This is a genomic window from Mycobacterium sp. NGS29 (assembly GCF_059812965.1).
Window position 1 is genome coordinate 105,681 of record NZ_JCALDR010000008.1, and the last position, 25,945, is coordinate 131,625.

Annotated in this window: 24 protein-coding genes; 13 read left to right on the plus strand and 11 right to left on the minus strand. The window is 68.3% G+C overall.

Translation table 11 applies throughout. The annotated features are described in order from the left end of the window. Window positions 1-171 precede the first annotated feature (171 nt). On the plus strand, window positions 172-2,694 hold the full coding sequence (clpC1, locus tag AC5Y5Z_RS13565; RefSeq protein ID WP_463828555.1) for an ATP-dependent protease ATP-binding subunit ClpC: 2,523 nt from the start codon (window positions 172-174) through the stop codon (window positions 2,692-2,694). A 79-nt stretch (window positions 2,695-2,773) separates the two neighbouring features. On the opposite strand, the gene AC5Y5Z_RS13570 is transcribed toward clpC1, so the two are convergent. Further along, a complete protein-coding gene (locus AC5Y5Z_RS13570; protein ID WP_499925554.1) occupies window positions 2,774-4,129 on the minus strand; it encodes a serine hydrolase in 1,356 nt (451 codons plus the stop codon). Next, a complete protein-coding gene (gene mhuD / locus AC5Y5Z_RS13575; RefSeq protein ID WP_463828557.1) occupies window positions 4,104-4,421 on the minus strand; it encodes a mycobilin-forming heme oxygenase MhuD in 318 nt (105 codons plus the stop codon). The genes AC5Y5Z_RS13570 and mhuD overlap by 26 nt, the downstream gene beginning before the upstream one ends. Before the next feature lie 23 nt (window positions 4,422-4,444). Here mhuD and AC5Y5Z_RS13580 point away from each other — a divergent pair, with 23 nt between their 5' ends. Further along, a complete protein-coding gene (locus tag AC5Y5Z_RS13580; RefSeq protein ID WP_499925555.1) occupies window positions 4,445-5,206 on the plus strand; it encodes an alpha/beta fold hydrolase in 762 nt (253 codons plus the stop codon). 4 nt (window positions 5,207-5,210) lie between these two features. Here AC5Y5Z_RS13580 and AC5Y5Z_RS13585 read toward each other — a convergent pair whose 3' ends face one another. Then, complete coding sequence (locus AC5Y5Z_RS13585) at window positions 5,211-6,122, minus strand: iron-sulfur binding domain-containing protein (RefSeq protein ID WP_499925557.1); 912 nt, start codon at window positions 6,120-6,122, stop codon at window positions 5,211-5,213. On the opposite strand from AC5Y5Z_RS13585, the gene AC5Y5Z_RS13590 reads away from it, so the two are divergent. Then, a complete protein-coding gene (locus tag AC5Y5Z_RS13590; protein ID WP_463828560.1) occupies window positions 6,121-6,750 on the plus strand; it encodes a carbonic anhydrase in 630 nt (209 codons plus the stop codon). The two genes, AC5Y5Z_RS13585 and AC5Y5Z_RS13590, sit on opposite strands and share 2 nt — an antisense overlap. Before the next feature lie 105 nt (window positions 6,751-6,855). Continuing rightward, complete coding sequence (locus tag AC5Y5Z_RS13595) at window positions 6,856-7,656, plus strand: hypothetical protein (RefSeq protein WP_499925558.1); 801 nt, start codon at window positions 6,856-6,858, stop codon at window positions 7,654-7,656. A 21-nt stretch (window positions 7,657-7,677) separates the two neighbouring features. On the opposite strand, the gene disA is transcribed toward AC5Y5Z_RS13595, so the two are convergent. Genes disA through AC5Y5Z_RS13610 form a run of 3 tightly spaced genes read right to left on the minus strand, consistent with a single transcriptional unit; the run spans window position 7,678 to window position 10,824 of the window. Further along, window positions 7,678-8,754, minus strand: a complete 1,077-nt coding sequence (disA, locus tag AC5Y5Z_RS13600; RefSeq protein WP_499925559.1) for a DNA integrity scanning diadenylate cyclase DisA — start codon at window positions 8,752-8,754, stop codon at window positions 7,678-7,680. 30 nt (window positions 8,755-8,784) lie between these two features. After that, window positions 8,785-10,200 (minus strand): DNA repair protein RadA, encoded by a 1,416-nt coding sequence (radA, locus tag AC5Y5Z_RS13605; RefSeq protein ID WP_499925560.1) that lies wholly within the window; start codon window positions 10,198-10,200, stop codon window positions 8,785-8,787. A 51-nt stretch (window positions 10,201-10,251) separates the two neighbouring features. Then, the gene (locus tag AC5Y5Z_RS13610) at window positions 10,252-10,824 is read right to left on the minus strand and encodes a copper chaperone PCu(A)C domain-containing protein (RefSeq protein WP_499925562.1); all 573 of its coding nucleotides are present in this window, start codon (window positions 10,822-10,824) and stop codon (window positions 10,252-10,254) included. 324 nt (window positions 10,825-11,148) lie between these two features. Between AC5Y5Z_RS13610 and carD the strand changes: the two genes are divergently transcribed. The 8 genes from carD to AC5Y5Z_RS13650 all read left to right on the plus strand — a co-directional run bounded on the left by carD (window position 11,149) and on the right by AC5Y5Z_RS13650 (window position 20,170). Beyond that, on the plus strand, window positions 11,149-11,637 hold the full coding sequence (gene carD, locus AC5Y5Z_RS13615) for an RNA polymerase-binding transcription factor CarD (RefSeq protein WP_065132069.1): 489 nt from the start codon (window positions 11,149-11,151) through the stop codon (window positions 11,635-11,637). Between the two features lie 18 nt (window positions 11,638-11,655). Further along, window positions 11,656-12,327 carry a 2-C-methyl-D-erythritol 4-phosphate cytidylyltransferase gene (gene ispD, locus AC5Y5Z_RS13620; RefSeq protein ID WP_499925563.1) on the plus strand — a complete coding sequence of 224 codons (672 nt, stop codon included), beginning with the start codon at window positions 11,656-11,658 and terminating at the stop codon, window positions 12,325-12,327. Further along, complete coding sequence (gene ispF, locus AC5Y5Z_RS13625) at window positions 12,324-12,803, plus strand: 2-C-methyl-D-erythritol 2,4-cyclodiphosphate synthase (RefSeq protein ID WP_463828565.1); 480 nt, start codon at window positions 12,324-12,326, stop codon at window positions 12,801-12,803. Before ispD ends, ispF begins: the two co-directional genes overlap by 4 nt. Before the next feature lie 46 nt (window positions 12,804-12,849). Beyond that, window positions 12,850-14,256 (plus strand): cysteine--tRNA ligase, encoded by a 1,407-nt coding sequence (gene cysS / locus AC5Y5Z_RS13630; RefSeq protein ID WP_499925564.1) that lies wholly within the window; start codon window positions 12,850-12,852, stop codon window positions 14,254-14,256. Next, complete coding sequence (gene rlmB, locus AC5Y5Z_RS13635; RefSeq protein ID WP_463828567.1) at window positions 14,256-15,185, plus strand: 23S rRNA (guanosine(2251)-2'-O)-methyltransferase RlmB; 930 nt, start codon at window positions 14,256-14,258, stop codon at window positions 15,183-15,185. Before cysS ends, rlmB begins: the two co-directional genes overlap by 1 nt. Window positions 15,186-15,275: 90 nt before the next feature. After that, complete coding sequence (locus AC5Y5Z_RS13640) at window positions 15,276-16,196, plus strand: glycerophosphodiester phosphodiesterase family protein (RefSeq protein ID WP_499925566.1); 921 nt, start codon at window positions 15,276-15,278, stop codon at window positions 16,194-16,196. 70 nt (window positions 16,197-16,266) lie between these two features. Then, a complete protein-coding gene (locus AC5Y5Z_RS13645) occupies window positions 16,267-17,529 on the plus strand; it encodes a TetR/AcrR family transcriptional regulator (RefSeq protein ID WP_499925567.1) in 1,263 nt (420 codons plus the stop codon). A gap of 19 nt (window positions 17,530-17,548) precedes the next feature. Beyond that, window positions 17,549-20,170: a LuxR C-terminal-related transcriptional regulator gene (locus AC5Y5Z_RS13650; protein ID WP_499925569.1), complete on the plus strand. Its 2,622-nt coding sequence runs from the start codon at window positions 17,549-17,551 to the stop codon at window positions 20,168-20,170. Here AC5Y5Z_RS13650 and AC5Y5Z_RS13655 read toward each other — a convergent pair. Genes AC5Y5Z_RS13655 through AC5Y5Z_RS13670 form a run of 4 tightly spaced genes read right to left on the minus strand, consistent with a single transcriptional unit; the run spans window position 20,167 to window position 23,829 of the window. After that, window positions 20,167-21,408: an SLC13 family permease gene (locus AC5Y5Z_RS13655; RefSeq protein ID WP_499925571.1), complete on the minus strand. Its 1,242-nt coding sequence runs from the start codon at window positions 21,406-21,408 to the stop codon at window positions 20,167-20,169. The two genes, AC5Y5Z_RS13650 and AC5Y5Z_RS13655, sit on opposite strands and share 4 nt — an antisense overlap. A 4-nt stretch (window positions 21,409-21,412) precedes the next feature. Beyond that, entirely contained in the window at window positions 21,413-22,333 is a 921-nt protein-coding gene (locus AC5Y5Z_RS13660) for an MBL fold metallo-hydrolase (RefSeq protein WP_499925573.1), read from the minus strand. After that, on the minus strand, window positions 22,333-23,091 hold the full coding sequence (locus tag AC5Y5Z_RS13665) for a LamB/YcsF family protein (protein ID WP_499925575.1): 759 nt from the start codon (window positions 23,089-23,091) through the stop codon (window positions 22,333-22,335). Before AC5Y5Z_RS13665 ends, AC5Y5Z_RS13660 begins: the two co-directional genes overlap by 1 nt. A 24-nt stretch (window positions 23,092-23,115) precedes the next feature. Further along, window positions 23,116-23,829, minus strand: coding sequence for a sensor domain-containing protein (locus tag AC5Y5Z_RS13670; RefSeq protein WP_499925577.1), 714 nt, complete (start codon window positions 23,827-23,829; stop codon window positions 23,116-23,118). Window positions 23,830-24,180: 351 nt separating this feature from the next. On the opposite strand from AC5Y5Z_RS13670, the gene AC5Y5Z_RS13675 reads away from it, so the two are divergent. After that, complete coding sequence (locus AC5Y5Z_RS13675) at window positions 24,181-25,260, plus strand: Rv3575c family transcriptional regulator (RefSeq protein WP_473139839.1); 1,080 nt, start codon at window positions 24,181-24,183, stop codon at window positions 25,258-25,260. A 17-nt stretch (window positions 25,261-25,277) separates the two neighbouring features. On the opposite strand, the gene kstR is transcribed toward AC5Y5Z_RS13675, so the two are convergent. After that, on the minus strand, window positions 25,278-25,877 hold the full coding sequence (gene kstR / locus AC5Y5Z_RS13680) for a cholesterol catabolism transcriptional regulator KstR (protein ID WP_463828576.1): 600 nt from the start codon (window positions 25,875-25,877) through the stop codon (window positions 25,278-25,280). Window positions 25,878-25,945 lie beyond the last annotated feature (68 nt).

The window sequence follows — 25,945 nt, forward strand, 5'->3', positions numbered from 1 at the left end:
GCTTTTCCCCGTTATTCTCTTGTGCTCCGGCGTCGCTGCGCACCGTGAGGTTAGTGCCCTGACGGGCCGAGCATTAGAGTGGATGGCAGGTACGCGGTAGTCGGCCCCTGTGCCGGCAGATGTCTTTGCACGACGGAGCTACCGATGGTGAGGGAGAGCAGGTAATAACCGATGTTTGAACGTTTTACCGACCGTGCCCGCAGGGTGGTCGTTCTGGCTCAAGAAGAAGCCAGGATGCTCAACCACAACTACATCGGCACCGAGCACATCCTGCTGGGTCTCATTCACGAGGGCGAAGGCGTCGCGGCCAAGTCGCTGGAATCGCTGGGAATCTCCCTGGAGGGTGTCCGCAGCCAGGTCGAGGAGATCATCGGACAGGGTCAGCAGGCACCGTCCGGGCACATCCCGTTCACCCCGCGCGCCAAGAAGGTCCTCGAGCTGAGCCTGCGGGAGGCCCTGCAGCTCGGCCACAACTACATCGGCACCGAGCACATTCTGTTGGGCTTGATCCGCGAGGGTGAGGGCGTGGCGGCGCAGGTCCTGGTCAAGCTGGGTGCCGAGCTGACCCGGGTGCGTCAGCAGGTCATTCAGCTGCTCAGCGGCTATCAGGGCAAAGAGGCCGCGGAGGCCGGTACCGGTGGTCGCGGCGGCGAATCCGGCAGCCCGTCGACGTCGCTGGTGCTCGACCAGTTCGGTCGCAACCTGACCGCGGCCGCCATGGAAGGCAAGCTGGACCCGGTCATCGGCCGCGAAAAGGAAATCGAGCGGGTCATGCAGGTGCTGAGCCGCCGCACCAAGAACAACCCGGTGCTGATCGGCGAGCCCGGCGTCGGCAAGACCGCCGTCGTGGAGGGCCTGGCGCAGGCCATCGTGCACGGCGAGGTTCCCGAGACGCTGAAGGACAAGCAGCTCTACACCCTGGACCTGGGATCGTTGGTGGCCGGCAGTCGCTACCGCGGTGACTTCGAGGAACGCCTGAAGAAGGTGCTCAAGGAGATCAACACCCGCGGCGACATCATCCTGTTCATCGACGAGCTGCACACGCTGGTGGGTGCCGGTGCTGCCGAGGGTGCGATCGACGCGGCCAGCATCCTGAAGCCGAAGCTGGCCCGCGGTGAGCTGCAGACCATCGGCGCCACCACGCTCGACGAGTACCGCAAGTACATCGAGAAGGACGCCGCCCTGGAGCGCCGCTTCCAGCCGGTGCAGGTGGGTGAGCCGACGGTGGCCCACACCATCGAGATCCTCAAGGGGCTTCGGGACCGGTACGAGGCCCACCACCGGGTCTCCATCAGCGACTCCGCGATCGTGGCTGCGGCCACCCTGGCCGACCGCTACATCAACGACCGCTTCCTGCCGGACAAGGCGATCGACCTGATCGACGAGGCCGGCGCCCGGATGCGTATCCGGCGCATGACCGCTCCGCCAGACCTGCGCGAGTTCGACGAGAAGATCGCCGACGCGCGCCGGGAGAAGGAGTCGGCGATTGACGCCCAGGACTTCGAGAAGGCCGCCAGCCTGCGGGACCGGGAGAAGCAACTGGTCGCCCAGCGCGCCGAGCGGGAAAAGCAGTGGCGCTCCGGGGACATGGACGTGGTCGCCGAGGTCGACGACAACGAGATCGCCGAGGTGCTGGGCAACTGGACCGGTATCCCGGTGTTCAAGCTCACCGAGGCCGAGACCACCCGGTTGCTGCGCATGGAGGACGAGATCCACAAGCGGATCATCGGCCAAGTGGATGCCGTCAAGGCCGTCTCCAAGGCCATCCGCCGTACCCGCGCCGGGCTGAAAGACCCCAAGCGCCCGTCGGGTTCGTTCATCTTCGCCGGCCCGTCCGGGGTCGGGAAGACCGAGCTGTCCAAGGCGCTGGCCAACTTCCTGTTCGGCGACGACGACGCGCTCATCCAGATCGACATGGGCGAGTTCCACGACCGCTTCACCGCGTCGCGGCTGTTCGGTGCCCCTCCGGGCTACGTCGGCTATGAAGAGGGTGGCCAGCTCACCGAGAAGGTGCGGCGCAAGCCGTTCTCGGTGGTGCTGTTCGACGAGATCGAGAAGGCGCACCAGGAGATCTACAACAGCCTGTTGCAGGTCCTCGAAGACGGACGACTCACCGACGGTCAGGGCCGCACGGTGGACTTCAAGAACACCGTGCTGATCTTCACGTCGAACCTGGGCACCTCCGACATCTCCAAGCCGGTCGGCCTCGGGTTCAGCCAGAGTGGCGGGGACAACAACTACGAGCGGATGAAGCAGAAGGTCAACGACGAGCTGAAGAAGCACTTCCGCCCGGAGTTCCTGAACCGCATCGACGACATCATCGTCTTCCACCAGTTGACTCGCGAAGAGATCATCCAGATGGTCGACCTGATGATCGAGCGGGTCGGCAAGCAGCTCAAGACCAAGGACATGTCGATGGAGCTCACCGACAAGGCCAAGGCACTGCTGGCCAAGCGCGGCTTCGACCCGGTGCTGGGTGCCCGTCCGCTGCGGCGCACCATCCAGCGCGAGATCGAGGACCAGCTCTCGGAGAAGATCCTGTTCGAGGAGGTCGGTCCGGGGCAGGTCGTCACCGTCGACGTCGAGAACTGGGACGGCGAAGGTTCGGGCGAGGAAGCGAAGTTCACCTTCACCGGTGCGCGTAAGCCGACCGAGCCGGACTTGGCCAAGGCCGGGGCGCACGAGGCCCAGTAGCAGGAGTCGTCTGACGACGGCTGCTCAGCTGGCCCGGCGCCGCTCGTAAAACTATCGGCCGGCGACCAGGTCCTCGGGGTCAGCGCGGTTCGATCAGCGCGAAGGCCTGCTTGGCGACCTTGAGCATCCAGCTGGTCACCGTCGGCCCGTGATCGCGCGGCCAGTTCAGCTGGAAGCTGACCACCCAGGGTTGGCCGGTCTTGTCGACGGCGTACCAGCTGAACGTCAGATCTCCGGGCAGGCCGCCGGCTTTCGCGCCGATGTACGGCCACACATTGCGGTCCAGCTGGATGCCGGCAACGGCGGACAGGATCTTCCGCACAGGTGCGGCGGGACCGACCGCGTCGGCCTGCAGCGCCAGATGCACCCGGCAGATGTCCTCAGCGGTGCCGTACCATTCGGCGCCGAACGCCGAGGCCGGAGTGTGCGCACGAGTCGGATCAGGTTGATAGACAGTGGAATTCGCCTGCGCGAGCAGCGCGGCGCGCTCCTGCTGGGAGGCGTGCTGCCATCGCTCCCGCAGATCGGGCTGTCCCCAGCCGACCGAGAACAACTCGTACATGGTGGGGAAGGGCGTCATGCTGGCCGGATCGTGGTGGCCGGCGGTGGCCAGGGCTTCCTCGACAGCGTGGGTGCCCAACCTGTCGATCAGCAGATCGGTCGCCATGTTGTCGCTGTTGGCGATCATCTTCTCCGCCGCCGTGCGCACCGAAACGTGATCACCGGGGGCCAGTTCCAGCCCGGAGGACCCGACGGCTTTGCTCTTGGTGGTCACGGTCAGCTGGTCCTCCCAGGACACCGTGCCGCGCGTGACCGCGGTGGCGAGAGCATGCAGCACGTACAGCTTGAAGATCGACGCCAGCGGCAGCGCTGTCTCGGTGTTGGCGCCGGCCACCCGGGCACATTGGCCGTTGTCGATCTTGGCCACCTGGTAGGAGTAGCGGGCGCCGGTCTTGCTCAGCACGGCGTCGACATCACGCCACGCGGTGATCGGTGGGGGTGGTTGGGTGTCGAGATCGAACCGGTCGACCTGGCCGGTGTCGTCGGTGTGTATCCGGATGTCCTGTCGCGCACCGTAGGACGAGATCAGGTGCAGGGTGGCCACGTTGGCGCCGATGTCCGCGCTGTTGAGGTCGAACGGCCGGTCCCACCAGAGGCTTTCCATGGTGGCTTGCACCGAGTCGACCTTGTCCGGGGTGGCCAGGGTACCGACGCCCACCGGTCCGATCGGCCAGTCGGAGTTGAGCATGTCCAGCGTCTGCTGGGCCCGCAGACCTGGGGGAGTGGTGGTTTCGATCCGGCGCCCCGGGTTCGCCGCGTTCGCCGAGGGCGTCGGGGACGACGCGCACCCGGGGGTCAGCGTCACCACCAGCGCGGCGGTCGCGGCCAGCGCCGCGACGCGGCGCCGGTTACTCGGCGGGCGCGTTGCCTGCAACGTCGAGCACGACCTCGAATTCCAGCAGCGAAGCGCCGGTGGCCACCGGGTTTTTGTTCATCCCGGCGTGGGCCTGGATGGCCGGCCCACTGGCCCACGCCTGGAACGCTTCATCGGATTCCCAGTGCGTCACGACAAAGTAGCGGTCTTCACCCTTGACCGGACGCAGCAGCTGAAAGCCGAGGAAACCCGGCGAGTTCTCCACCGCGTGGGCGCGATGAGCAAACCGCTTCTCCAGCTCCGGACCAGCGTCGGCAGGCACCTCGATTGCGTTGATCTTCACCACTGGCATTCCGTTAGGTTACCGTGCCCGGCATGGCCACCGATCTGTTGACCCACCGCGGCGGACAGGGCAGGCCACTGGTCCTGGTGCACGGCCTGATGGGCCGCGGGACCACCTGGTCCCGCCAGTTGCCGTGGCTCACCCGGCTGGGCGCGGTCTACACCTACGATGCGCCCTGGCACCGCGGTCGTGACGTCGACGATCCCCAGCCGATCAGCACCGAACGTTTCGTGGCCGACCTCGGCGACGCGGTGCACGGTTTAGGTGTGCCGGTCACGCTCGTCGGGCATTCGATGGGCGCCCTGCATTCGTGGTGTCTGGCGGCCGAGCGCCCCGAGTTGGTCGCGGCGCTGGTGGTGGAAGACATGGCACCGGACTTCGTCGGGCGTACCACCGGTCCCTGGGAGCCGTGGTTGCACGCCCTACCGGTCGAATTCGACTCTGCGGAGCGGGTATTCGCCGAATTCGGTCCTGTTGCCGGACAGTACTTCCTGGAAGCGTTCGACCGCACCGAGACGGGTTGGCGGTTGCACGGTCACACGGCACGGTGGATCGAGATCGCCGCGCAGTGGGGACTGCGCGACTACTGGGCGCAGTGGCGGGCGGTGCGCGCGCCGAGCCTGCTGATCGAGGCCGGCAACTCCGTGACCCCGCCGGGACAGATGCGGAAGATGCACGAAAGTGACGTGCCGACAACGTATGTGAATGTCCCCGCAGCCGGCCACCTGGTGCACGACGAGGCGCCGGAAGTGTACCGGCGTGCGGTCGAAACATTCGTGACCGGTGTGGCCTGAAAACTCACTCCTCGCCGGCCAACGCGAAGCGGCCGTCGGCGGTCTGGGTCACCAGGCCGTCGTCCAGTAACGAATACAGCGCCCGGTCTCGTTGCGCGGGGTCGCTCTGCCAAGCGAGATCCAACTGCGCGCGGGTGACTGGAGAGTCGTTGTCGCGCAACACATCCATCAGCCGACCCCGGACCTGACGATCGGTCCCGGCGTAGCTCTGCACGCGCCGCGCCGGCCCGGTCGCAGCCGGGAAGCCGGCCCGTCGCCACCTGCAGTCGTCGAGCGGGCACACCCCGCATTTCGGGGCGCGGGCCGTGCACACCAGGGCGCCCAGTTCCATCAGCGCCACCGAAAACCTGGTCGCGCGTTCGTCATCGGGCAGCAATGCACTCACGTCGGCGTGGTCACGGACGGCCGACGGCGTCCCCGCATCGGCGCGCCCGTGCACGGCGCGGGCCACTACCCGGCGCACGTTGGTGTCCACCACCGGCACCCGCCGGCGATAAGCGAAGCACGCCACCGCCCGCGCGGTGTAGCTGCCGACACCCGGCAGCGTCAATAGGACCTCGACGTCGTCGGGGACCACATCCCCGTGGTCGCGTGCGATGACAACCGCACACTCGTGCAGGCGCTTGGCCCGCCTCGGGTAACCCAACTTGCCCCACGCCCGCAGCACGTCCGCAGCGGTGGCGGCGGCCGTCGCCGACGGGGTGGGCCAGCGCTGCACCCATTCGGTCCAGATCGGCAGCACCCGGGCCACCGGTGTCTGCTGCAGCATGAACTCGCTGACCAGGATCTGCCAGGCGCTGACGTCGGGCTGTCGCCACGGCAGGTCACGCTGGGTTTTCTCATACCAGCTCAAAAGATTGGCGACTGATATGTACGCGGAGTCAATCACCGGGCGGTGCGGCACAATGTCAGACATGCCCAACAGCAACCCGATCTCCGCATGGAAAGCACTCTGTGAGGGTAACGAGCGATTCGTCGCCGGTAAGCCTCTGCACCCCAGCCAAAGCGTCGATCACCGCGCCAGCCTGGCGACCGGCCAGAAGCCGACCGCGGTCATCTTCGGTTGCTCGGATAGTCGGGTGGCCGCCGAGCTCATCTTCGACCAGGGCTTGGGCGACGTGTTCGTGGTCCGTACGGCTGGGCAGGCGATCGATGCGGCAGTGCTGGGATCGATCGAGTACGCGGTGGCAGTTCTGGAAGTGCCGTTGGTCGTCATCCTCGGCCATGACAGTTGTGGCGCGATCAAGGCCGCATTGAGCGCCCTCGACGACGGTGACATACCGGTCGGTTTCGTGCGGGATCTGGTGGAGCGGGTCGTGACGACGATTCTGATGGGCCGTCGTGACGGGCTGTCCCGGGTCGACGAGTTCGAGGCGCGCCATGTACGTGAGACGGCTGCGCAGCTGATGGAGCGTTCGACCGTCATCTCGGACCGTGTGGCGGCCGGCACGGTGGGAATAGCCGGTGTGACCTATCGCCTGGCCGAGGGACGGGCGGTGCTGGTGCATCACGAGGGCGACATCGGGGCCGAGCCGCAGAGCTGATCGCTCGATGCGCTGGCCGCCACTACACGGCAATCGGCCAGCTAACTCGGCGACACGCCGAGGCAGGTCAAGCGAGTCGGCGTGACCTGGCCCTACCGTGGAAATGTGCTGGATCTGGAACCACGAGGCCCGCTACCTACCGAGATCTACTGGCGGCGCAGGGGACTTGCCCTGGGCATCGCGGTCGTCGCGGTCGGGATCGCCGTAGCCATCGTCATCGCATTCGTCAGTAGTAACGCCGGAGCGAAGCCTGCTGACAAGCCGACCTCGGCTCAGGGACACCCGGGGTCGGACGCACCCCAGGCGCCTGGGGCGCAGTCGCCGCAGCCGGCCGGACAGACGCAGGCCCCGGCCGGCGCGCCGCCGGGAACGATCAACCCCGAGTCGCCCACGCCGACGGGTGCGGTGCAGCCGCCACCGGTGCTCAAAGAGGGTGACGACTGCCCGGACTCGACGCTGGCGGTCAAAGGACTGACCAACGCGCCGCAGTACTTCATCGGCGACCAGCCGAAATTCACGATGGTGGTCACCAACATCGGGCTGGTGTCCTGCAAACGCGATGTCGGAGCCGCCGTGCTGGCCGCCTACGTGTACTCGCTGGACAACAAGCGGCTGTGGTCCAACCTGGACTGCGCGCCGTCCAACGAGACCCTGGTCAAGACGTTCACCCCGGGCGAGCAGGTGACCACCGCGGTGACCTGGACCGGCATGGGGTCCGCGCAGCACTGCCCGCTGCCACGACCGGCCATCGGACCCGGCACCTACAACCTGGTCGTCCAGCTCGGAAATCTGCGCTCACAACCGGTTCCGTTCGTGCTGAACCAGCCACCGCAACCACCCGGGCCTGCCCCCGCACCGGGACCCGCCCAGGCACCGCAACCCGAGGCGCCGCCGTCGGGCGGATAGCCGCCGGGGATCACTGACTTCTCAGTGATCCGCGATCGTAGACTCGGCCAGTTGCGAGAGTCCTTCGCGCACGTGTCGGGCCCACATCGCCCCGATGCCGTCGACGGACTGCAAATCGTTGGCGCTGGCCGCCAGCAGCCCCTGCAACGTTCCGAATGACCGCACCAGCAGGTCGACGTGGGCGAACTGCAGCCGGGGGATGCCGTCCATGGCGCGGTAGCCGCGCGGGCTCAGCGCCGAATCCTGTGCCTCGGCGGTCGTCGGATACCCGAAGACCTTGGCCAGCGCGGTGAGTTCGAGCAGGTCGGTGTCCGACAGCGCGTCCAGCTCGTTGAGCGTGGCGGCGATCTGTGCCGTGGTCGGCGGTTCGGGGTTGGCGTGGTAGTCGCGCACGATCAAATCGCGGGCGGTGTCGTTGCCGCCCAGCAGTTCCTCCAGCTGTAGGCGCAGTTGGCGGCCGTCGGTGCCCAGCTCCACAGCGTCGGAGTCGATGGCCAGGCCGATGCGGCGGACCAGCTCGAGCCGCTGCACCACCGTCATCACTTCGCGCAGTGTCACGAAATCTTCGATCTCGGCCCGTGAGAGCTGCCGGCTGACCTCGTCCAGGCGTGTCTTGTACCGTTCCAGGGTTGCGATGGCCTGGTTGGCCCGGGACAAAATGGTCGCGGAATCGGCCAGGACGTGGCGTTCGCCGCCGACGTACACCGTCACGATGTTCATCGAGTGGCTGACCGAGATCACCGGGTAGCCGGTCTGGATCGCGGACCGTTCCGCCGAGCGGTGCCGGGTCCCCGACTCGTCGGTGGGTATCGACGGGTCCGGGACCAGCTGGACGTTGGCCCGCACGATGCGGCTGCCGTCGGTCGAGAGCACGACGGCGCCGTCCATCTTGCACAGTTCGCGCAGCCGGGTAGGTGCGTAGCGCACGTCGAGCGAGAAGCCGCCGTCGCAGATGGCTTCGACGCTCTCGTCGTGGCCGAGCACGATCAGGGCGCCGGTGCGGCCACGCAAAATGCGTTCCAGGCCGTCGCGCAGCCCGGTGCCGGGGGCTAGACGGGCGACAGCTTCACGCAGGGTCGGACGGGTCACAGCGTGCATTCTGCTATGCCGCGCGGTCCGGCGGGACCCTTATGCCGAGCCGCCCGTCGGCGGGTTCCGTCGCGGCCGGGCGGCGCGGTGATCGGCGATGGCGACGATGTGGTGCATCGCCTCGCCGATGGTGGCCGCACTCAACGCCCGCATCCCCGTCGGGACGGCAGCACAACCCGGTGGAATCAGCGCCACGGTGAAGCCCTGCCGGGCAGCCTCGGTCAGCCGCCGCTCCATGCCGTGGACCCGGCGCAGGTCGCCCGCCAGGCCCACTTCGCCGATCATCACCGCAGTGGTGGGCAGCGGCAGGCTGTGGTACGCCGAGGCCAGCGCCGTGGCGATCGCCAGGTCCGCCGACGGTTCGGTCAACCGCATGCCGCCCACCGTCGACAGATAGATCTCGGTGACGCCCAGCTTCAAATCGGCGTGCTTTTCCAGCACCGCGGTGATCATCGCGGCCCGGGAATGGTCGATACCGCTGACCGCCCGCCGCGGCGAACCGCCGTTCGGGACGGCCAGCAAGGCCTGGACTTCCCCGATCAGCGGACGCTTCCCGTCCAAGGTCACCGTGATCGCGGTGCCGGGCACCGGGGTCGGCCGCTGGTCCAGGAAGAGGTGTGAGGGATCGGAGACGCCTTCGATGCCGTTGTCGTGCATCAAAAAGCAGCCGACCTCATCGGCAGCGCCGAACCGGTTCTTGATCCCTCTGACCATCCGCAACGATCCGTTGCGGTCGCCTTCGAAGTGCAGCACCACGTCCACCAGGTGCTCGAGCGAGCGCGGCCCGGCGATCGCCCCATCCTTGGTGACGTGACCGACCAGAATCATCGCCACGCCACTGGTCTTGGCGACGGCGGTCAGCGCGGCCGTCACGGCACGCACCTGGGTGACCCCGCCGGCCACGCCGTCGGCCTCGCTGGTCGACATCGTCTGTACCGAATCGACGATGACCAGCGCCGGCCGCACCGTCTCGATATGGGCCAGGACGGCGTGCAAGTCGGACTCGGCGGCCAGATAGACCTCGTCGAACGTCCCGCCGCCGCCGATCCGGTCGGCGCGCAGCCGTATCTGCCCGGCGGACTCCTCGCCGGAGATGTACAACGCGCGTTGCCCGCGCTGCGCCCAGCGGTGGGCCACCTCGAGCAGCAGGGTGGACTTGCCCACCCCGGGGTCCCCGGCCAGCAGCGTCACCGAGCCGGGCACGACACCGCCACCCAGCACCCGGTCCAGTTCGCCGACCCCGGTGCGACGATGCCGGCTGCTGTCGGGCTCGACCGAACTGATCGGCACGGCACGCGACGACGACGGGGGCGAGCGCCGGCCACTGCCGACCGCAGTCAGGACAGCGGATTCTTCAACGGTGCCCCAGCTGCCGCAGTCCAGGCAGCGGCCCACCCACTTGGCGCTGACATGACTGCATTCCGAGCAGCGGTATTGCGAACGCGCATTGGCCACGCCGTGACGCTATCGCCGGGGGGTGACAGATCCCGGTATCGACAGGCTGGTTCAGGAGTGGTGCGGCGCGCGTTCCTGCGCCTGCTCCACACCGGCCGAAATCGGTACCTGGACGCTGCGCTCGCCGGCCTTTTCGAACTTGAAGCTGAACTGGTAGGTGAGGCCGTTGGTGATCGGCTTGGACAGGTTCACGGTCGCTTTCGCGACGCCGTTGGCTCCCGGGGGCCCCGGCGCCACGGTCTGACCGTCCGGTGTCCCGACGAACAGCATCCCGGCGGCCGGCAGCTTGGGGTCCCCGGACAACGTCACCTGCCCGATGTCACTGGTGATGCCGGTCAACCGGTCGGCCTCGTACGGCGAGCTGTTGACGGCCACCAGCACCAGCTCCACGGTGCGGCCGGGCTGCAGGAAGTCACCGGTCTGCGCGGCCTGGATCCGGATGTCGCGCAGCGCCACGTTGCCGATGGTGAGCCGGTTGCCGTTGACGGCGGGTTCCTGGGCGGCGGTCTGCGAGATCTGGCCGGTCCCACAACCACTGAGCACGGCCGCCGCCACACCAGCGGTTGCCACCCAGGTGGTCAGCTTGGCCAGGCGCAGCGGCAGTCGGATGTTGAAGCGGTTCACTCAATGCCTCCTGGTCCCGGATTTCAACTATGGACAGTAGTAGCAACGCATCGTCGGCGGTAGCGGGGACACCCGATATCGGGTGCCGGCCAGCTTGTGCCCGGTGCCCGCTGAACTCCGGCAGGGGCCGGCCAGATATTCTCGGAGGGCGGATTCGGGCCCGTGCCCAAGGGACTGAATGCGCCACCGAAGATGGTCCCCCTGCACGTCCTGGCCCGCCTGTCAAGACCTAATATGCACCCGGCGTGCCTCTGACCTGCACCGTTGTTCCCCACGCGTCGGGCCCGCGTGTTAGACTCAGCTAACGAAAGGGGCTCGAATCAGATGATCTTCAAGGTCGGTGACACCGTTGTCTATCCACACCACGGTGCTGCGTTAGTCGAGGCGATCGAAACTCGAACCATCAAAGGGGAGCAAAAAGAGTATCTCGTCTTGAAAGTCGCGCAGGGCGACCTGACCGTTCGAGTCCCGGCGGACAACGCCGAGTACGTCGGTGTCCGTGATGTCGTGGGCCAGGAAGGCCTCGACAAAGTTTTCCAGGTGCTGCGTGCTCCGCACACCGAAGAGCCCACCAACTGGTCCCGCCGGTACAAGGCCAACCTCGAGAAGCTCGCCTCCGGCGATGTCAACAAGGTGGCCGAGGTCGTGCGCGACCTGTGGCGGCGCGATCAGGAGCGCGGTCTCTCGGCGGGCGAGAAGCGGATGCTAGCCAAGGCGCGCCAGATCCTGGTCGGCGAATTGGCCCTGGCTGAGAGCACCGACGAGGCCAAGGCGGACACCATTCTCGACGAGGTCCTGGCCGCCGCCTCCTGAATTCCCCGGAGCTCGTAGGTGAGCGCGGGAAAGGTCGTCGCGATAATCCCGGCCGCAGGGTCCGGGCAGCGTCTGGCTGCCGGCGTCGCTAAGGCGTTCTATCAACTCGAAGGCCGTTCGCTGGTCGAGCGCACCCTCGAGGGTCTGCGGGCCTCCGGCGTGGTGGACTCCGTGATCGTCGCGGTCCCGCCCGATCGCACCGACGAGGCCAAGCTGATCCTGGGACACCTCGCCACGATCGTGGCCGGGGGGCCGACCCGCACCGAGACCGTGCAGTCGGCGTTGTCGGCGCTCGGCCAACCGCCGGAGTTCGTCCTGGTGCACGATGCGGCGCGGCCGTTGACACCGCCGTCGCTGATCGCGCGGGTCGTCGAAGCGCTGCGGGCGGGTCACCAGGCGGTGGTACCCGGCCTGCCGTTGGCGGACACCATCAAGGCCGTCGACGCCAACGGCGTGGTGCTGGGGACGCCGGAGCGGGCCGGTCTGCGCGCGGTGCAGACGCCGCAAGGTTTCGCCACCGAGCTGCTGGTGCGCGCCTACCAGCACGCCGGCACTGCCGGCTTCACCGACGATGCGTCGCTGGTGGAGCAGATCGGCGGCCGGATCCAGGTGGTCGACGGCGACCCGCTGGCCTTCAAGATCACCACCCAGCTGGATCTGCAGCTGGCCAGGTCGGTGGTGCGGACGTGATCCAGCAGCCACGCGTCGGGTTGGGCGTCGACGTGCACCCCATCGAACCCGGGCGGCCGTGCTGGCTGGTCGGCCTGCTATTCCCCAGCGTGGACGGCTGCGCCGGACACTCCGACGGCGACGTCGCGGCGCATGCGCTGTGTGACGCGGTACTGTCTGCCGCCGGGCTCGGTGACATCGGTGGCGTCTTCGGCGTCGACGATCCCCGCTGGCAGGGCGTCAGCGGCGCCGACATGCTCAGGCACGTCGTCCAGCTGCTCGCCGCGGAGGGCTACCGGGTGGGCAATGCGGCGGTCCAGGTGATCGGCAACCGGCCGAAGATCGGCCCGCGCCGTTCCGAGGCGCAGGCGGTGTTGTCGCGGTTGCTCAACGCGCCGGTATCGGTGTCGGCCACGACTACCGACGGGCTCGGTCTCACCGGGCGCGGCGAGGGTCTGGCCGCCATCGCGACCGCGATGGTCATTCCGCTCCGCTAGGCCGCGCGGCGCCCCGGCCGCGGTGCAGGCAGTAAGCTGGCACGTCGTGACCGATCGTGCCGTCCTGCGGCTCCATGACACGGCAACAGGTGCCGTGCGTGATTTCGTGCCGATCCGGCCCGGCCACGTCTCCATCTACCTGTGTGGCGCGACTCCGGACACGCTGCCGCACATCGGGCACGTCCGCAGCGGTGTGGCCTTCGACATCCTGCGCCGCTGGTTGATCGCTCGCGGCTACGAGGTCTCGTTCATCCGCAACGTGACCGACATCGAGGACAAGATCCTGACCAAGGCCGCCGCGGCGGGCCGGCCCTGGTGGGAGTGGGTGGCCACCTATGAGCGAGCCTTCACCGCCGCCTACGACGCGCTCGGTGTGCTGCCGCCGTCGGCGGAGCCCCGGGCCACCGGTCACATCACGCAGATGGTCGAATTAATGGAACGCCTGATCGAAACCGGTCATGCGTACGCCGCCGCCGGCGATGTGTACTTCGACGTCCTCAGCTACCCCGAGTACGGCCAGCTCTCCGGGCACCGGATCGACGACGTGCACCAGGGCGAGGGCGTGGCCACCGGCAAGCGCGATCAGCGCGATTTCACCCTGTGGAAGGGGGAGAAGCCGGGCGAGCCGTCGTGGCCTTCGCCGTGGGGGCGCGGGCGTCCCGGCTGGCACCTGGAATGTTCGGCGATGGCCCGCACCTATTTCGGACCGGAATTCGACATCCATTGCGGTGGAATGGATTTGATCTTCCCGCACCACGAGAACGAGATCGCGCAGAGCCGCAGCGCCGGCGACGGGTTCGCTCGTTACTGGCTGCACAACGGCTGGCTGACCATGGGTGGCGAGAAGATGAGCAAGTCGCTGGGCAACGTGGTGGCCATCCCGGCGATGCTGGAACGGGTGCGACCCGCCGAACTGCGCTACTACCTGGGCAGCGCGCATTTCCGCTCGATGCTGGAATACACCGAGACCGCACTGCAGGACGCGGTCAGCGCTTATGTCGGGTTGGAGGACTTCCTGCACCGGGTCCGCAGCCGAGTCGGTGCCGTCGTACCCGGCGAATGGACCCCGCGCTTCGCCGGCGCGCTCGACGACAACCTGTCCGTGCCGATGGCGCTGGCCGAGATTCACCAGACCCGTGCCGACGGCAACCGCGCGCTGGACGCCGGCGACCACGAGGGCGCGCTGCGCAGCGCGTCCTCGATCCGCGCGATGATGGGCATCCTGGGTTGCGATCCGCTCGACGAGCGCTGGGAATCCAAAGACGAGACATCGGCCGCGCTGGCGGCGGTGGACGTGCTGGTCCAGTCCGAATTGAAGAATCGGCAGAAGGCGCGCGAGGAGCGCAACTGGGCACTGGCCGACGAGATCCGGGACCGGCTCAAGCTGGCCGGTATCGAGGTCACCGACACCGCCGACGGTCCGCAGTGGACGCTGAGCGGTGGCGGCAAGTAGTGGCCGGCAACTCGCAGCGCCGCGGGGCGATCCGCAAATCCGGCTCCAAGAAAGGGCCGACCGTCGGCTCGGGTGGCCAGCGTCGCCGCGGACTGGAGGGGCGCGGACCCACGCCCCCGGCGCATCTGCGCCCGCACCATCCGGCGGCCAAGCGGGCCAAGCCGCAAGCCCAGCGCCCGGCCCGCAAGGTCGACGAGACCGAAACGGTACTGGGCCGCAATCCGGTCCTGGAATGCCTGCGTGCGGGGGTCCCGGCGACGGCGCTCTATGTCGCACTGGGTTCGGAGGCCGACGAGCGACTGACCGAATCCGTCTCCCGCGCGGCCGATTCGGGCATCGCGATTCTCGAGGTGCCGCGCACCGACCTGGACCGCATGACGGCCAACCACCTGCACCAGGGCATCGCGTTGCAGGTGCCGCCCTATGACTACGCCCATCCCGATGATCTGGTCGCCACCGCACTCGCCACGCCACCGGCAATGCTGGTGGCGCTGGACAATATCTCCGACCCGCGCAACCTCGGCGCGATCGTGCGTTCGGTGGCGGCGTTCGGCGGCCACGGTGTGCTGATCCCGCAGCGCCGCTCCGCCTCGGTGACCGCGGTCGCGTGGCGCACCAGCGCCGGGGCGGCGGCCCGGATACGGGTGGCCCGGGCGACCAATCTGACCAGGACGCTGAAGGATTGGGCCGGACGGGGCCTGCGGGTGGTGGGTCTGGACGCCGGGGGCGACACAGTGCTCGACGATCTGGACGGCACCGATCCGATGGTGGTCGTCGTCGGTTCCGAGGGCAAGGGACTGTCGCGGCTGGTGCGGCAGAACTGCGATCAGGTGGTGTCCATCCCGATGGCGGGTCAGACCGAATCGCTGAACGCCGCGGTCGCCGCCGGGGTGGTGCTCGCCGAGATTGCTCGCCAGCGCCGGGGGTGACTTTCCCTGGCCGAGCAGACGCAAAAGCTCCGGAATCTTCGGCGTGTCGCGGGCTTTTGCGTCTGCTCGGCAATAGCGGGGGCGGCGTGGGTGCCGGTGGCGTCGGCGCAACCGGTCGGCTTCGATGTGCAGGCCCACGCGGGGGGGCGCGGTGAGACCACCGGCGAGTCGCTGCGTGCCTTCCGCAAGGCGGTCGAAACAGGGGTCAGCACAATCGAATTGGATGTCGGTATCACCAAGGACGGCCAACCTGTGGTGTGGCACGACACGGTCATCGAGGCCACTGCCTGTGCCGACACCGCGCCGGCGTTCACCGGTGACCCGGCCTATCCGTACGTGGGCAGCCAGGTGCACGAGCTGACCCTGGCGCAGCTCCGCACCTTGGACTGCGGCCGGCCCGACCCGCAGTTTCCCGCAGCAGAAGTGGTGTGGGGCAACAAGATCGCCACCTTGTCCGAAGTGTTCGCCGACACCGTGTCGGCCGGTGTCGGGTACAACATCGAAACCAAAGTGCAGGCGGATCGGCCGGGGGCCACCGCCGGCCCGCAGGAGTTCGTCGACGCCGTGCTGGCCGCGGTCCGGGCCGCCGGCACCACGGACCGGGTGCAGATCCAGAGCTTCGACTGGCGCACGCTGCCGCTGGTGCGCCAGGCCGAGCCGTCGATTCCGTTGGTGGCGTTGTGGAGTGCGCAAACCTGGGTGCCGGGTTCACCATGGACCGCTCACATCGATCCGGGGATCGTGGGTGACCCGATGCTCGGCGCCGCGATGGTCGGGGCGGACATCCTGTCGCCGGACTACCGTCTGGTCGACACCGCCTTCGTTGCTCGAGCGCACGCGTTGGGACTCAAGGTGATTCCCTGGACCGTCGACGACGTCGAGGCGATGCGCGAGCAGATCGGCGCCGGGGTGGACGGGCTCATCACCAACTATCCGACGCTGTTGCGTACCGTCCTGGCCGATCTCGCACTGCCGGTGATGTGGCGCGACCGCGCACCCCGCGGTTCCTGATCGAGGCGCCCGGAGCCGAATGAGCACGTTCGTCCCTCCGTACCCAGGCCGCGCGGCTACGGTGATCTACATGCCCCAGGCGCGCCGCACCTCCGCCAAGGAAGTCAAGCGGCGTCCGAAGGACCGCAAGGAGCAGATAGCCCGCGCTGCCTCCGACGCGTTCAGCGAATTGGGCTATCACGCGGTGAGTATGGAGAACATCGCCGCCCGGGTGGGGATTTCCGCGGCGGCTCTCTACCGGCACTCCCAAGGCAAGTACGACCTGTTCCGGGATGCTGTGCTGGCACTCGGGCAGCACCTGGTCGACGCAACCGATTTCGCAGAGAACCTGTCCGACGACGCCGATCCCGGTGAGACCGTCCGGCTGTTGATCGGCGCGCTGATCGAAACCACCATCGCCAACCGCACCGCCGGGGGGTTGTACCGCTGGGAAGGCCGCTACCTGCACGGCGCCGACCAGAGCGCACTTGCCGATCAACTCAAGTTGGTCAACCGCCGCCTGCAGCGACCCCTGATGGAGCTGCGGCCGAAACTCACCTCGCACCAACGCTGGAGCTTGTCGGCCGCGATTCTGAGCGTGATCGGCAGCATCACCGACCACCGTTCCCGCCTCAGCAACGGCGAGATTCGGGAGACCCTGAACGACATCTGCGCCGCGGTGCTGCTGACCGACCTGCCGACCCGGCGCGGGACTGCGCCCCGCACGGCGCCGCCGGCCCCGTTCTCGGGCACGGGCGGGGAGTACGAACTGCTGTTGCGCGAATCGATGCGGTTGTTCTACGAGCATGGCTACCGGGAAACCGGGATGGACGATATCGCCTCCGCGGTCGGCTTGCCGGTGGGCAGCATCTACCGTTACTTCCCCGGCAAAGCCGACATCCTCGCCGTGTCGTATCGGCGGATGGCCGATCAGTTGCTCGCCGATCTGTCCACCAGCCTGGCCGCCAACAGCGACCCGGAACAGGCGCTTGCACAGCTGGTCGACGCCTACGTGGCGCGGTCGCTGGCCAATCCCGAACTGGCGTGCGTGTACTACACCGAGCGGCACAACCTGCCCGAGACCGATGCGATCCTGCTGTACAACATTCAGCGGTCCACCGTCGAATCCTGGGCGCGCCTCGCGGTGGAGGCGCGACCGGAGCTCAAGATCGGGCGGGCGCGATACGCCGTGCACGCCGCGTTCGCACTCGCCGTCGACATCGGCCGGCTCATACACTTCGACACCGACCAAGCCGCACGCCTCACGGTCCGTCGGCTGATGGAGGTCACTTTGCTGGGCAGGCCGGCCGTCGTGCCACCGAAGGCGGGCCGCGCCACCATCCGACAGCGCTGACGAACGTTATAGTCGCGGGGTGATCGGCGCCGCGCCGTTGACCGGGCGTGCCAGCGAATTGGCAGCCATCCGCCGTGCCCTCAGAGGGACCGGTGCGCAGGCGGGCGTGCTGATCGCCGGGGCGGCGGGGGTGGGAAAAACCTGGCTGGCGCGCGAAGTGTTGCGACAGGCCAAGATCGCGGGTGGGCGTACCCAGTGGATCGTAGGCACCGAGTCGGCGCGGGCGCTGCCGCTCGGCGCGTTCATCGGTGTGCTGAGTGAGCCGGTCGACCCGTGGCAGAGCGTGCGACGGGTAATCGATTCCTTTGTGCTGCAACAGGATCGAGGCCGAGTATTGGTGGGTGTCGATGACGCGCACCTGCTCGACGGGTTGTCGGCCCTGGTTGTCCACCAGCTGGCCCAGTCCGGCGGGGCGCGGCTGGTGGTCACCATGCGTACCGGCGGCGCGGAACCCGACGCCGTCACGGCGTTGTGGAAAGACGGCCTGCTGACCCGCCTGGATCTGGAGCCGCTCTCGGCCGAGGCGACCCGCGAGGTGATCGAGACCACGCTCGGCGGCCCCGTGGACGCCCGCAGTGCCGCCCGGTTCCGCCAGCTCACCGGCGGCAACAGCCTGTTCCTGCGGCAGTTGCTCGCTGACCAGCTGGCGGCCGGTCGGATGCGGAACCTGGCCGGGGTCTGGATCTGGGACGACGATGTTGCGGTGTCGGCGAGCCTGTCCGACACCGTGATGCGCCAGATGGGCCGGCTGGATCCGCCGATGGCGATGGTGGTCGACGTCCTGTCGCAATGCGAGCCGTTGCCCGTCGACGTGTTGTGCGACCTGGTGTGCCGCGCTGATCTGCACGCCGCCGAGCGGATGGGACTGGTCACCGTCGAGCGCACCGGTGCCGCATTGACGGTCCGGCTGGCGCACCCGTTGTTCGGCGAACTGCGCCGTGCCGTCGCGGGCGAGATGCACCTGTCGGCGATCCGCGGCCGGCTCGCGACGCGGCTGGCCGACGACGGCGACGCCGACATGCAGGCCACCGTGCGCCGGGCGCTGCTGCGCCTCGAGTCCGATCTCGGTCCGGATCCCGTGCTCTATCTGGAATCGGCGCGTCACGCCATGACGCTGCTGGACCTCGATCTGGCCGACCGGTTCGCCGCCGCGGCGACCCGGGCAGGCGCACCCGGTGCGGCGGCGGTGCGGGCGATGAACCTGGTTCTGCTGGGCCGTGGCGATCAGGCGGAGGAGGCGCTGCGTCAGCTCGCCGACCTGCCCGACGGTCAGCACTGGGCGACCGTGCGCGCGGCCAACCTGGTCTGGATGCTGGGCCGGCCTGCGGAGGCGGCCGCCGTCCTGGACGGCCTGGCGGCCGGGTCCGAAACGCCGGCTCAGTCAGCCGAGCGCCTGGCGGTGCAGGCCTGTCTGGATGCGGTATCGGCGCGCTGCCGGGATGCTGCCCAAAATGCTTGCGCCGCCTTGGAATCCACCGCACTGCCGGACTTCCACGCGATGATGGCGGCGCTGGCGTTGATCATGGCCAGGGGAGCGCTGGGTGAGGTCGACGACCTCACCGTGCTGGCCGATCAGGCGTTGCGGCGTGCGACGACGTCGTTCGAGGCCTCGCACATGAGGTTCTGGTTCGGAGCGGTGTACGGCCGGGCGTGCCGGCTGACCGGTCGGATCGCCGAATTCGTCGACATGGCAACGACATTGGGTGATTCGGCGCGCGATGTTCCCGGCCTGGCCTATGCAAATCTGGCGTGCCTGTTGAGTAACGTCGAGTTGGCCCGCGGAGCAGTCGCCGACGCCGCCCGGCTGGGTCACGAAGCACTTGCCGGAGTGCATAAGCATGCCGTCACCACCGGTCTGCGGCCGGCCACCTTTTTCGCGTTGGCCGAGGCGCACGCCAAACTGGGTCAGGCAGCTGACGCCGCCGAAGCGGTCGCGTCGGCGCGGTCCTGCGTACCGCCGGACTTCCTGTTCATGCACACCGGGCTGGCGGTGGCGGTCGGCTGGGGGTTGGCTGCCGACGGGCAGTTGCGCGCAGCCGTGACCGAGGTGCGGCGGGCGGCGGAAATTGCCCGCGACCGCGGGCAACCCACCCATGAACTGGCCTGTATCCAGGCTGCGGCGCAGTGGGGCGACACCGCGGGTGCGGGGCGCGCCCGCGAGTTGGCCGAGACGTTGTCGCTGCCACTGGCGGATGCGGTCGCGGCGCACACGGCGGCGTTGGCGGCCGGTGACGGTACGGCTCTGCTGGCGGCGTCGGCGGCCTACCGCGCCATCGGTGACCGGGCCGCCGCCGCCGATACCGCGGCGCAGGCTTCCGTGGCATTCACCGGCAGTCAGCAACAGCGACGCGGGCTCTATGCGGCGGCACTGGCCAAGGAACTGGCGGTCGAGTGCGGCGGACTGCACACGCCGGCGCTGCGAACTCCGGCCGGGCTCAAGCTGTCCGGTCGGCAGCGCGATGTCACCGAACTCGTCGCGGCCGGTCTGTCCAACCGGCAGATCGCCGAGAAGCTGGTCATGTCGATACGCACCGTGGAAGGCCACATCTACCGCGCCTGTCAGCGGGTGGGGGCACAGTCCCGCGAGGAACTGGCGGCGATCATCCGATCCGGCCCGGGCGGGCCACACCGCGGCGGCTAGACACCCAGTACCCGCACGCCTGCCCACAACGCCAGCACCGCCACCAGCAATGCGGCCGGCACTGTGCACAACCCCAGGAGGGTGTACTCCCCGACACCGGGCTCGACCCGGTACTGGCGCAGCACCCGTCGCCACAACAGGTTGGACAGCGAACCCACGTAGGTCAGGTTTGGTCCGATGTTGACGCCGATCAACACGGCCAGTACGGCCGCAGGTCCGCCGGCGGCGACCAGCGGCACCAACACCAGCGTTGCCGGCAGGTTGTTGACCACATTGGCCAGCACGGCCGCCAGGGCCGCGACGCCGAGCAGGGCCGCCAACCCGGAACCGGCCGGGACCAGGGCCGACATCGTGGCGGCCATGCCGTTGAGCATGACGGCTTGTACCACGATGCCCAGCGCGGGCACGAACACCAGAAACGGAATGTTGAGCGAGTGCAGTATCTCGGTGACCGTCGTGCGCCGGTGCCGCAGACTGCGGGCAGCCAGCACCGCGGCACCGCACAGCGCAGCCCATGCCGGCGGGATGTCCAGGTACTCGGCCACCGCGAAACCGGCCAGCGTCGCACCCACCACCACCAGCACGAACACCGGTGGACGCGGTGGCGGTCCGAGATCCGCGCGGTCGGGTTGGGTGCGCAGGTCGCGGACGAAGAACAGCCGGAACGCCACGTACACCGTGCCCGTCGCGGCCAGCCACGGCAACGCCATCAGTTCGGTGAACTTGACGAACGAAAGGTGGGCACCGCGGTAGGCGAGCAGGTTGGTCAGGTTGGACACCGGAAGCAGCAGCGAGGCCGTATTGGCCAGGTGCGCGGTGGCGTAGGTATACGGCAGGACCGGGGTCCGCAACCGGCGCACGGTGGCCAGCACCACCGGGGTCAACAGCACGACGGTGGCGTCGAGGCTGAGCACCGCGGTGATGATCGCCGAGATGACGAATACCTGCCGCAACAGCCCGTAGGACCCCGAACCGGTGCGCGCCATCGCCGCACCCGCTGCTTCGAACAGCCCTTCGTCGTCACACAGCTTGGCCAGCACCAACACCGCGCCCAGGAAGGCGACCACCCGGCCGAGACCGGACACCTGGGCGCCCGCCTGGTGTGGCGAGATCGCACCGACCGCCACCAGAATCGCTGCCGCCGGTACGGCCGCCACCGCCTCGGGCAGGCCCCGGGGGCGTGCCACCGCGCACGCGAGCACGACAGCCAGCAGCACCAGCGAGAGGGTCAGTGTCAACGGTCTAGACCCAGGGATCTTCGCGCCGCCACAGCGTGGGCATCTGCACGGCAACGCCGTCCTCGGCGGCCAGCTCGTCGAGGACGCGGATCGACACATCCAGGTCGTCGCCCGCATAGGGCAGGGCGCGCAACGGTTTCCACAGCGGACGGAAGAAGTCGTCCCAGTGGATCAGGACGACCCGTCGTGCCCCGACCGCCCGCACGGTCTGGTTCCAGTACTCGACGAGATAGGACCGCGGCTGCAGACCCAGCTGGCCGACGCTCAGATAGGCAACGTCGGCCGGTCGGTTGTGCAGCGCACCGGCGACGTAACCGGCGCTGCCCTGGATCAGCAGTCGCCGGCCGGACGGCAGATGGTGAATGAGCGCGGACCACGCTTCGCCGCACCGGTAGGCCGACGCCTGCACCGGCGGCACCACCGGGGCATCGATCACTCCCGGGAACCGGTCGGGCGGGCAGTGATGCGACTCGATCAGCGTTACTTCGAAGGCGCCCAACATGATCGGCTCACCGGAAACCGCCACCGTCAGGCGGTCGTCGGCCAACCCGTGCCCGCGGCCCACATTGGCCGCCGATTCACCGCCGACCAACCGGGCACCGGTGCGCTCGGCGACCAGCGCGGAATCCATGACGTGGTCGATGTGGGTGTGCACCGGTATGACGGCGGCGAGTCGGGTGATCTTGGCCCGCGCCAGGCAACCGTCAACGCGCGCAGGCGAAGGCGCCACCTTGCCGGCCACCACCCGCGCCAGTCCGGGGCGGGAGAAATAACCGTCGGTCAGCAATGCCGACGATCCGTCGTCCAGGAGCAGGGTCGCCACCCCCATCCACATCGCTGACAGTGGCGAGTCAGGTGCTGCGACAGGCACATCGAACCGATGTGAATATCGGCTGAGGTCGGGACGCCCCAGTTTGAGCCGCACTAGCAGCAGGCCTTCAACTCGACGCCGGCGGCGATCAGCGCCTCGCGCACCGCGGTCGCGATCTGCACCGCGCCCGGCGAATCGCCATGCACACAAACCGATTCCACCGTTACCGCGATCGGGGTGCCGTCGACGGCCGGCACCTCACCCGAGGTCACCATCGCCGCGACCCGCCGCGCGATCGCCGTCGGGTCGTGCAGCACCGCACCCGGTTCGCGGCGGGGCACCAACCGGCCATCCGGGGTATAGGCGCGATCGGCGAAAGCCTCGGCGACCGTGCGCAGCCCGCGGCGTTCGGCTTCCTCGAAGAACGCCGAACCCGTCATGCCCAGCACCGGTAGCGCGGCGTCCACGCGCTGAACCGCGTCCGCCACCGCAGCGGCCTGCGCGCGGTGGGTGACGATGGTGTTGTACAGCGCGCCATGGGGTTTGACGTAGGACACCGTCGAGCCGGCTGCCCGCGCCAGCGCCTGCAAGGCGCCGATCTGATAGATCACGTCCGCGCGCAGGTCTTCGGCGGCGACGTCGATGAAGCGTCTGCCGAACCCGGCGAGGTCGCGGTAACTCACCTGAGCACCGATGCGCACACCGCGCTCGGCGGCCGTGCGGCACACCCGCAGCAGCCCGGCCGGGTCGCCGGCGTGGAAGCCGCACGCGACGTTGGCACTGGTGACGATTCCGAGCATGGCGTCGTCGTCACCCAATCGCCAGATGCCGAATCCTTCCCCCAGGTCGGCGTTGAGGTCGATGCTGGCCACGGGCTCAGCTTAGGCGCGGCGTTCCTACAGCTTGGCGATGTTGCCCGCGATCTTGTTGGCGATGTCCACGGCCGCGGTGCCGGTCTGGTTGAAGGCGCACGTCACGATGTCTATGGCGATGTTGTTGCGCACGGTCAGGGCGTGCTGGCAGGTCCAGCCGTCCCCGCGTTCCTGGACCTTGGTGGTGCTCAACATGCTGTTCTCGTTGTTCACGTCGCCGACGGTCCAGGTGATGTCGGACTGGTTGGGGCTGACGTCGTTGAAGCGCCGGTTGGCGCACGATTTCCAGCTCTGCACCGAGGAGTTGTAGAAGTTGCTGGCGTCCTGGGCGTTGGGGAACGCCACGACCGCCTGCAGCGTGTAGAACTTGCGGTCGCCGGTGTCGTCGACGCTGTCGTCGAGCCGCTGTCCCCGCATCGCGGTCCACCCGGTGCCGGCATACACCTTGTCCTGCGCGGCACTGTCGACTGCCAGGCAGTTCGTGTCGGTCACGTTCTTGCTCCAGTCCCACATGGACTTGGCGCTGAACCACACCTTCATCGAGGTCGCGCCCAGGGCGCTGTTGATCTGGCTCGGGTCGAGCAGCAGGTTGTCCAGCGCGCTCACCGATATCGGAGTCTGATTTGCCAGACCGGCCTTGGCACCTGCCAGGGCCTTACCGTCGACGACGTCGGTGCAACCACTGACGAGGGTGCATGCTCCTACCAGCGCGGCCACCGCGACGATCTGCTGACGCACTGTTCCCCCTTCCCGCCTCGCCGACCGCACGGGGCCGGCGCGTAATCAGCTTATGCGGTGCTGGTGCCGATGTCGCCCGCGTAGCCAGCAAAAAAGATGGATGACGCAAGAGATGCCGGCCAGGAACACCGAAACAGGCACTCCTGGCGCCAGGGACAGCACGATTCCCCCGACGGTGGCAGTCTCGGCAAACGCCCGCGGGCCGGCGCGGACCCACCGGACAGTGCCGCGGCCAACGCGCTGCGGCGGGTGATTCCCACACAGAGACATAAGTGAAAATCGTTTCCATCAGAAAGTTGAGCGGCACTGTCCCGCAGCGGCGGTCGGGACGGCGCGGTAGCGTCACCGAATGTGAGTCCAACACCGCGCAGGCGGGCGACTCTGGCGTCGTTGGCGGCCGAGCTCAAGGTGTCTCGCACCACGATCTCCAACGCCTTCAACCGACCGGACCAGCTCTCCCCTGAACTCCGGGAGCGGGTGCTGGCCACGGCGAAGCGGATCGGTTACGCGGGGCCGGACCCGGTGGCCAGATCGTTGCGCACCCGCAAGGCCGGCGCCGTCGGACTGGTGATGACCGAAGCGCTGACCTACTCGTTCAGCGACCCGGCGGCCCGGGATTTCGTTGCGGGACTGGCCCAGTCGTGCGAGGAACTGGGTCAGGGGTTGTTGCTGGTGGCTGTCGGGCCGGGACGCAGCATCGAGGACGGCACCACGGCGGTGCTGGGTGCCGGGGTGGACGGGTTCGTGGTCTATTCGGTGCGCGACGACGATCCCTATCTGCAGGTGGTGCTGCAGCGCCGGTTGCCGGTGGTGGTGGTCGACCAGCCGATCGGGTTGCCGTCGGTCTGCCGGGTGGGTATCGACGACCGCGCGGCTATGCGCGAGCTCGCCGAATACGTACTGGGCCTGGGTCACCGTGAGATCGGCCTGCTGACCATGCGGCTGGGCCGCGACCGGCGCCAGGGCCTGGTGACTGCCGACCGGTTGCAGTCGCCGATCTTCGACGTGCAGCGGGAACGCATCATCGGGGTGTGGGAGGCGATGACGGCCGCCGGCATCGACCGGGAGTCGCTGACCGTGGTGGAAAGCTACGAGCACCTGCCCACTTCCGGCGGCGACGCGGCCAGCGTGGCGCTGCAGGCCAATCCGCGCATCACCGCGCTGCTGTGCACCGCCGACATCCTGGCCCTCTCGGCCATGGATTACCTTCGCGCACATGGCATTTATGTGCCGGGTCAGATGACGGTCACCGGCTTTGACGGGGTCGACGAGGCGATCGGCCGGGGGCTGACGACGGTGGCGCAGCCGAGTTTGCACAAGGGCCGGCGCGCAGGCGAATTGGTGCTGCAGCCGCCGCGCTCGGGCCTGCCGGTGGTGGAACTGCTTGCTACCGAGTTGATCCGGGGACGTACCTCGGGTCCGCCGGCCTAGCCGACCGGACGGCCCGACTAGCAGTTCTCGTGATCGCCGATCAGAAGTCGGACCGCGAGGTCGAGGCGCTTGCTCACGTCGGTGGCCGACGCGCGGCGGGTGAGCCACGCCAGCAGGTTGGACAGCCACACATCGGAGATCACCCGGGCAATGTGGTACTGGTCCTCGGTCGGCTCACCGTCGCTCATCGCCCGGGCGAACATGGAGTCGATCAGCTTCTCCACCTGGTCGACTTCGCTGGCCGCCGAGGCGTCGGCGAACACGTAGGCACGCGTCATCGCCTCGGTGAGCAGCGGATTGCGCTGCATCGCGCGATTGAGCTTGCCGACCATGAAGTTGAGTCGCTGGAACGGGGTCCCGCCCGCCACTGCGGAGCGATCGGTCTTGGCATCGATGCGGCTGAATTCGCGGCCCAGGGCCGACACCAACAGGTGCACCTTGGACGGGAAGTACCGGTACAGGGTGCCGACCGCGACGTCGGCACGATCCGCCACCGCGCGCATCTGCACGGCCTCGTACCCGCCTTTCGACGCGATGGCCATGGTGGCGTCCAGGATGCGTTTGCGCCGTTCGCGTTGCGCTTCCGAACCCAGTTCCGACTCAGCAAGTACCGCCACGTTCAGCACCTCGCGAGGTTGGTTGACGGAACTGCTGGCATTCGCTGGCGACATGTGGCTGGCGACTC

Bases quoted from the DNA above. Each gene is read 5' to 3' on its own strand.
- clpC1 (WP_463828555.1), top strand. From the start codon at position 172: ATGTTTGAACGTTTTACCGACCGTGCCCGCAGGGTGGTCGTTCTGGCT.
- carD (WP_065132069.1), top strand. From the start codon at position 11,149: ATGATCTTCAAGGTCGGTGACACCGTTGTCTATCCACACCACGGTGCT.
- AC5Y5Z_RS13645 (WP_499925567.1), top strand. From the start codon at position 16,267: ATGCCCCAGGCGCGCCGCACCTCCGCCAAGGAAGTCAAGCGGCGTCCG.
- AC5Y5Z_RS13580 (WP_499925555.1), top strand. From the start codon at position 4,445: ATGGCCACCGATCTGTTGACCCACCGCGGCGGACAGGGCAGGCCACTG.
- AC5Y5Z_RS13585 (WP_499925557.1), bottom strand. From the start codon at position 6,122: ATGTCTGACATTGTGCCGCACCGCCCGGTGATTGACTCCGCGTACATA.
- mhuD (WP_463828557.1), bottom strand. From the start codon at position 4,421: ATGCCAGTGGTGAAGATCAACGCAATCGAGGTGCCTGCCGACGCTGGT.
- AC5Y5Z_RS13590 (WP_463828560.1), top strand. From the start codon at position 6,121: ATGCCCAACAGCAACCCGATCTCCGCATGGAAAGCACTCTGTGAGGGT.
- disA (WP_499925559.1), bottom strand. From the start codon at position 8,754: ATGCACGCTGTGACCCGTCCGACCCTGCGTGAAGCTGTCGCCCGTCTA.